At 68.4% G+C, this 5,777-nt stretch carries 7 protein-coding genes and 2 pseudogenes; 5 read left to right on the forward strand and 4 right to left on the reverse strand.

Features of this window, described 5'->3' with window-relative positions; all coding sequences use genetic code 11:
• Positions 1-769, forward strand: a 769-nt coding sequence (locus ACIBJF_RS51660) for a group II intron maturase-specific domain-containing protein (RefSeq protein WP_399184839.1), incomplete at its 5' end; no start/stop codon positions are given.
• Positions 770-975: 206 nt separating this feature from the next.
• On the opposite strand, the gene ACIBJF_RS51665 is transcribed toward ACIBJF_RS51660, so the two are convergent.
• On the reverse strand, positions 976-1,167 hold the full coding sequence (locus tag ACIBJF_RS51665; RefSeq protein WP_067045490.1) for a hypothetical protein: 192 nt from the start codon (positions 1,165-1,167) through the stop codon (positions 976-978).
• A gap of 138 nt (positions 1,168-1,305) precedes the next feature.
• Positions 1,306-1,518, reverse strand: coding sequence for a hypothetical protein (locus ACIBJF_RS51670; RefSeq protein WP_153546860.1), 213 nt, complete (start codon positions 1,516-1,518; stop codon positions 1,306-1,308).
• 281 nt (positions 1,519-1,799) lie between these two features.
• Between ACIBJF_RS51670 and ACIBJF_RS51675 the strand changes: the two genes are divergently transcribed.
• The 3 genes and pseudogenes from ACIBJF_RS51675 to ACIBJF_RS51685 form a co-directional block, all read left to right on the forward strand.
• On the forward strand, positions 1,800-2,003 hold the full coding sequence (locus tag ACIBJF_RS51675) for a cold-shock protein (RefSeq protein ID WP_067045496.1): 204 nt from the start codon (positions 1,800-1,802) through the stop codon (positions 2,001-2,003).
• Between the two features lie 161 nt (positions 2,004-2,164).
• Positions 2,165-2,314 (forward strand): annotated as a pseudogene (locus ACIBJF_RS51680) (IS982 family transposase); the annotation flags it as partial.
• Between the two features lie 425 nt (positions 2,315-2,739).
• Positions 2,740-2,981 (forward strand): annotated as a pseudogene (locus ACIBJF_RS51685) (IS200/IS605 family accessory protein TnpB-related protein); the annotation flags it as partial.
• A 108-nt stretch (positions 2,982-3,089) separates the two neighbouring features.
• Here ACIBJF_RS51685 and ACIBJF_RS51690 read toward each other — a convergent pair.
• Positions 3,090-3,536, reverse strand: coding sequence for an anthrone oxygenase family protein (locus ACIBJF_RS51690; protein WP_399184840.1), 447 nt, complete (start codon positions 3,534-3,536; stop codon positions 3,090-3,092).
• A gap of 91 nt (positions 3,537-3,627) precedes the next feature.
• On the opposite strand from ACIBJF_RS51690, the gene ACIBJF_RS51695 reads away from it, so the two are divergent.
• Complete coding sequence (locus ACIBJF_RS51695) at positions 3,628-4,206, forward strand: TetR/AcrR family transcriptional regulator (RefSeq protein WP_399184841.1); 579 nt, start codon at positions 3,628-3,630, stop codon at positions 4,204-4,206.
• 360 nt (positions 4,207-4,566) lie between these two features.
• On the opposite strand, the gene ACIBJF_RS51700 is transcribed toward ACIBJF_RS51695, so the two are convergent.
• A complete protein-coding gene (locus ACIBJF_RS51700) occupies positions 4,567-5,445 on the reverse strand; it encodes an MBL fold metallo-hydrolase (protein WP_399184842.1) in 879 nt (292 codons plus the stop codon).
• Positions 5,446-5,777 lie beyond the last annotated feature (332 nt).

Raw genomic sequence — 5,777 nt, forward strand, 5'->3', positions numbered from 1 at the left:
GCCGCCGCAGCCCTCGTCCTGCTCCAGCTCGAATACGACCGCACCGTCTAAACGATCACACACAGGCATGATCGCTTACCGGGAAAGGCTCAATGCCCCAACGGGCGCAGAAACCCCACAGGGCTCACCGATTTCGCCCCTTTTGGCGAACGTCGCGTTGCACGTCCTCGACGGGGCGTGGCAGCGCGAGGGTAGTCGGTTAGGGACGCTGATCAGGTACGCCGACGATTACGTTGTCTTGTGTCCGAGCAAGGAACGTGCCGAGCAGGCGCGGGATCTGTCGCGCAGGGTGCTGGCCGGGGTCGGGTTGCAGCTGCACCCGGACAAGACCGGCATCGTCCACCTCGCCCGAGGCGGACAAGGCTTCGATTTTCTCGGCTTCCACCACCGCAAGGTGGAATCGTGGCGGCGGCGGGGCAGGTTCTACCTGCAACGTTGGCCCTCGGCGCGAGCGATGCGGGTACTGCGGGACAAGATCCGCGCAGCGACCGTCTCCTCGAAGACCGAACGGCCGGTGTCCGCCGTGGTCGCCGATCTCAACCCGGTCCTGCGGGGCTGGGCCGCGTACTTCCGCAACGGGAACTCTGGGCGGAAGTTCAATGTGGTCAACGGCTACGTTCACGAACGGCTGGCGATCTTCGCCAGCCGGAAACACGGCCTACGGGGCCGGAACTGGACCACCCGCTACAACTCCGGGTGGCTCAGTCGGCTCGGGGTCTACCACCTGACAGGGAGCGTGCACGGGGCGACGGCGCATGCCAGCCGGTGAACGATGTCGGAAAGCCGTGTGCGGGAGAACCGCATGCACGGTTTGAAGCGGCGGGGACTGGAAACGGAGCAGCAGCCACCGCGCCAGTCCCCGACCCTACTAGCTCCTTCACGACCAGGCCGCGGCTGATCTGCACGGCCCAGAAACCCACGCAGGCACCACCCGTTCACCTTCGGGTGGTGCCTGCCGCGCGCTGCTGTCGAGACTCAGGCCTTGTTGACCTTGGCCGCGCGTCCCGGTCCTTGGATCTGGAACGAGACGGTGTCCCCGGGATGGATCTCGTCGGGGTCGATCACGAGGTCGTCTACCGTGAAGTACAGCACGGGACCACCTTGGTCGTTCTTGATGCTTCCCTCGCCCGGGTCCGCGTTCCACTCATGGATCTTGCCTTGGTCCATGGCTGTGTCTCCTTGGCTCGATGGGGGGCGAGCTCCGGTCGCATGCCGGGCTCGCTCCCAGCGAACGCGAACCCGCGTGCGTCAGCGACCGCTGTGCGTCGAACAGGTGACGACGGCCGCGAGCCCACCGACGGGCGTTCAGCGCTCCCATACCTCCGGGCCGCCACCGTGCCACTCGATCAGCGGCGAGTTCACCAGGTCCACCACGTCCAACCCCTCCAGGCCGGCACGCTCCAGGAACACGCTCAGGTCATGCAGGCTGTATGCGGTTCCCAGCGTCTCGCTGCCGACCTGGATGCGACGGCCGCCACCCTCTCCGGGCGGGAACACGATCACGCGACGCTCAGCCATAGCCTCAGCCTCGCCCAACGGCAGGTGAGGCGCATTTGGGGGACGGCTGTCAGTGGCGGCGGTTTCTCCACGGGGGTCGCGTTGTCGTCGTGGTGTCTTGTGGCCGAGCTACACCAGCCGGTGTAGCGTCGTAATCAGCAGTCGTGGTTCCGAAGTCCCGTTCGCCCGTGATCGCATCGCGGGCGTTTTTGCTGTTCAACGCCTCTCCGGACCAGGGCGATCACCTCCGGGACCCGCACGGTGCGGGACCCGATACGAGTCCCCTCGAAGGAGACAGGCACATGGCCAAGGGCACTGTGAAGTGGTTCAACGCGGAAAAGGGCTTCGGCTTCATCGAGCAGGAGGGTGGCGGCCCCGACGTCTTCGCCCACTACTCGAACATCGTCGCCCAGGGCTTCCGCGAGCTGCAGGAGGGCCAGAAGGTCGAGTTCGACGTTACGCAGGGCCAGAAGGGCCCGCAGGCGGAGAACATCCGCCCCCTGTAACGCCACACGCAAGAGAGGCCCCAGCTGGTGGGTACATCCCGGCTGGGGCTTCTTCGTTCCCGTCCGCCGGTTGCGCCTGCCGGGGCCGCCCTACCTGTCAGCCCTCGCTCGGGACGATGAAGCGCCTGAAGAGACGAAACGAGGGCGTCCAAGATCATGTTGTGACGCACAACTTGGACACCCTCGCGACAGCACTCTATGCGACGACCGATGACCTGCTGAAGGAGCGTCCGGACTTGGCGCCGCGGCGACCGCCAGTCCGTATCGCCCCGCGGCTGAGCGATGCCGAACTGGTCACCCTGGCGATGATGCACCCCTACCGGACCTGGCCCCGGGTGACGGCTGGCGCGGTCAACACGTCCTCCGGCACGGTGCTCCTCCGCCTCGACATCGACGGGCAGACCGTCCTGGCCGCCGAGGACCGCACGCCGGGCCCGCTGCTGACGCCGGGCGGGGTCGGTGTCCGGGCGGACAACACCGAGCTGCTCTTCAGGGACTTCACCGCGCTGGTGCCGCGCAGTTGAGCCACCGGGGGGAGAAACCGGGCCGCCTCGCGGCCGGCGGATTCCACGATCGTGTGACCGGCCGGCCCGCGCAGCCCCGCTCGGGGCCCGGCCGCCGTGAGACCTCGGTGAGCACCGGCGCCGCGGCGGGGTCGGGAACTGCTGCCGACGGATGGCACGTGGACGCGTTGTGGCGTTGCGTGGGGGAGCATCTCGACCGCGACGTGCGCGCGCCGGTGTGGCGACGGACGGCACCGCCCCCACACGACCGCAGTGATCGTGCGGGGGCATCGGACCGTCCAGGCCGGACCGGTTGTCCCGGGGCAGGAAACCCGCCCTCGCATTCCCGGACCACGGACACGATCCGCCGGCGCCGGATGCGGAGCGAAAACCGGGGGACCAGTCGGCCCACCACCGTGCGGGGCACACGGCCGAGCACGAGTCCCGGCAACAGGACTTACTCCCGCTCGGTCTCCAGGAACGGTCCTGGGTTTTGAGGGCGGCGTGGATCCGTGCGCATCGTCGGCTGCCGCCCGGGAGTGGGGAGTGTGCGCCACCTACGCGGCGGTGTCGGCCCGCGGGCTCAGGCGAGGGCGGCGACGAGCAGGGCGAAGGCGGCGATGATGACGGCGACGCGGACGTAGTGGAAGCGGTCCCAGCGGTTCATCTGCTCCTTCCAGTCGGCGGGCCGGTTCTCGGGGGTCCACGTCTTGCCCCGGTTGTTGATCGGGACGAGCAGCAGCATCGACATGACCACGCTGACGATCAGCAGCGCGCCGGCGGTGACGACGAGTCCGGCGCCGTGGTGGTGCCATCCGGCGACGGCCCAGATCGCGCTGAGGACGAGCGAGCCGATGTACCAGAACGGCATCACGGCGCCGAGCATCCGGCCCCCGTGGGCGCGGCCGAGTTGGCCACTGTCCTCGGGAAGGGCGTTGAAGATCGGGTTGATGACGAAGGCGACGGAGAACTCCACCCCCACCATCAGGCCGACGATCACGGTGGTGAAGACCTCGAGTGCGTCGAGCATGATGACCCCTCCAGGGATCTAGCGTTGCTAGCCGATGAGGCAACGCTAGTACTGCTGCCGCTCGATTGTCTAGCAGTGCTAGGATCGATTTATGTCAGTACAGGAACGCAAGGAGCGCGAACGGGCGGAGCGCGAGCGCCTCATCGTCGCGACCGCCCGCGAACTCGCCGAGCAGCAGGGCTGGGACGCGGTCACCACCCGCCGGCTCGCCGAGCGCATCGAATACAGTCAGCCCGTCCTCTACAGCCACTTCCGCGGCAAGCGCGAGATCATCGGCGCCGTCGCCCTCCAGGGCGCCACCGAGATGGCCGCGGCGGTGCGGGCCGCGACCTCCGCCGCGGACGGCCCGCGCGCCCGGGTCACCGCCCTGGCCCGCGCCTACCTCGACTTCGCCGCACGCAACCCGGCGGTCTACGACGCCTTGTTCCAGCTCGACGGCGGCCTGGCGTACGCGCAGGAGGACACCCCCGAGCCGCTGAAGGACGCCTTCGCCGCCCTGCTCGAGACCCTCGACGAGGTCGCCGGCGACGGCGTCCACCCGGGCCTGTTCACCGAGGTGTTCTGGGCGGCCCTGCACGGCCTTGCCACCCTGACCCGAGCGGGCCGCCTGCTACCCGAGGACGCCGAGCCCAGGGTGGAGCTACTGGTGGACCGGCTCGCCGTCCTCTGACACACCGTCCCGGCGGGCACGCAGTCGGGGTCCTCGGGCGCGGCTGCCTGCCTGCGGTATCGCCTCCGGTCACTCGCGCCCACGCGGCGGAACCAGCGCAGTACCAGGACCGCCTGCCGAAACGGGCCGAGGGCGCGCGATCGGCGCGGGGTGCCGATGCGGCGGCGGTGTGCGGCGAGCAGCCTTGCCACCTCTCCACGACATGGCACGGGACGTCGAGCATGGCAGCACAGGTGAGCAACGTGGAGCCCTTGGTTGTTACGGACGTGATCTTCGCAGACCTGTCCTGCCTGGGGCTTCACGCCTACCAACGCCAGGTCTTTCCCTACGGCCGGGCCGGCGGTACTTCTGGGGCAGGGCTCAGTCGTCTGGGCAGATGACGAAGAGGGGGCGCGCGAGTCGGTGGGGGTGGTCGCCGATCTCGTTGAGTGCGGTGCGGATCTCGTGGAGGTGGCCGGTGGTCATCTGCAGCGGGGGTTCGTGGGGTTGGTAGGTGGTGCGGACCGGGTAGTCCACGCCCGGTTCGGTAGTCATCTCGATGTGGCAGCCCAGGATGTGGGTGACCGGCCTGTGTTCGGAGAAGTCGATCAGGCGGTCGATGGTCCGGGCGAAGGCGGACCAGTCCTGGACGTAGAGTCGGCCGGGGTAGACCGTGTCGCCGGTGAGCAGGAACCCGGTCCACGGGTCGTAGAACGTCACGGCTGCCTCGTGGTGCCCGGGGGTGGCCAGGCATTCGAGCCTGCGGCCTCCCAGATCGACCCTCGCCACGGCGGCGGGGTTCTCGTCGAATCCGAAATACTTCCAGGCGTTGGTCAGGTCGGCGCTCACTACAGTGGTGTCGGGGCGGTCGGCGAACTGGCCGTCGCCCGCGATGTGGTCGTCGTGGGCGTGGGTGTGCAGTACCAGCAGGTGATACCCCTGCCGGGGGTGGCGGGCGAGCCAGCCGTCGACGAGCTGGTCTACCACCTGGCGCAAGGGGAAGAACTCGGTGGACGCGGTGGCTCCGGTGTCGATCAGCACCGCCCGTGTATTGCCGAACAGCAGGAACAGGAACGGCGCTTCGTAGTCGATCGCCATGTTCTGTCGCAGGATGACCGTGTGCTCGTCGTACTCGTAGACCTGGACGTCCGGGTCAGTGTTGTGCTTGGACGACGGTGAGCCGTGGATCCAGCGGACGTCTATCGCGCGAGGCCGGGGAGCCGGGCTGTCGAAATCGATGAAGGATGTGCCTGCAGCCATGACGCCTCCTGAGCTCGTCAGGGTGACTTTGGATCGTCGAGGGCCAGGCCGGTGCCGGCTATGAAGCCGTCGAGGGTGTCTGGCCAGTACTAGCGCGCTGGTAAGTTGACGGGCATGTTCCTCACCTTGGCGTAGAGCGCACACCGGACGCGAGGCCGGCTTCAAGGCCCTCGCGCCCCTCGGTGTCCCCTCTTCCGCCTCCACCAGAGGAACATCAGCATGTCCACGCATGCCCCCGCGCGGCCCTCGTACGCCGCCGTACTGCGCCTGCCGCACGCGCGCCGCACCTTCGCCGCCGCCCTCACCGCCCGACTGTCCTACGGCACGGTCTC

Source organism: Streptomyces sp. NPDC050743 (assembly GCF_044456925.1).
Taxonomy (GTDB): Bacteria; Actinomycetota; Actinomycetes; order Streptomycetales; family Streptomycetaceae; genus Streptomyces.

Coding starts and splice junctions, on each gene's coding strand:
- ACIBJF_RS51675 (WP_067045496.1), top strand. CDS start 1,800: ATGGCCAAGGGCACTGTGAAGTGGTTCAACGCGGAAAAGGGCTTCGGC.
- ACIBJF_RS51665 (WP_067045490.1), bottom strand. CDS start 1,167: ATGGACCAAGGCAAGATCCATGAGTGGAACGCGGACCCGGGCGAGGGA.
- ACIBJF_RS51670 (WP_153546860.1), bottom strand. CDS start 1,518: ATGGCTGAGCGTCGCGTGATCGTGTTCCCGCCCGGAGAGGGTGGCGGC.
- ACIBJF_RS51700 (WP_399184842.1), bottom strand. CDS start 5,445: ATGGCTGCAGGCACATCCTTCATCGATTTCGACAGCCCGGCTCCCCGG.
- ACIBJF_RS51695 (WP_399184841.1), top strand. CDS start 3,628: ATGTCAGTACAGGAACGCAAGGAGCGCGAACGGGCGGAGCGCGAGCGC.
- ACIBJF_RS51690 (WP_399184840.1), bottom strand. CDS start 3,536: ATGCTCGACGCACTCGAGGTCTTCACCACCGTGATCGTCGGCCTGATG.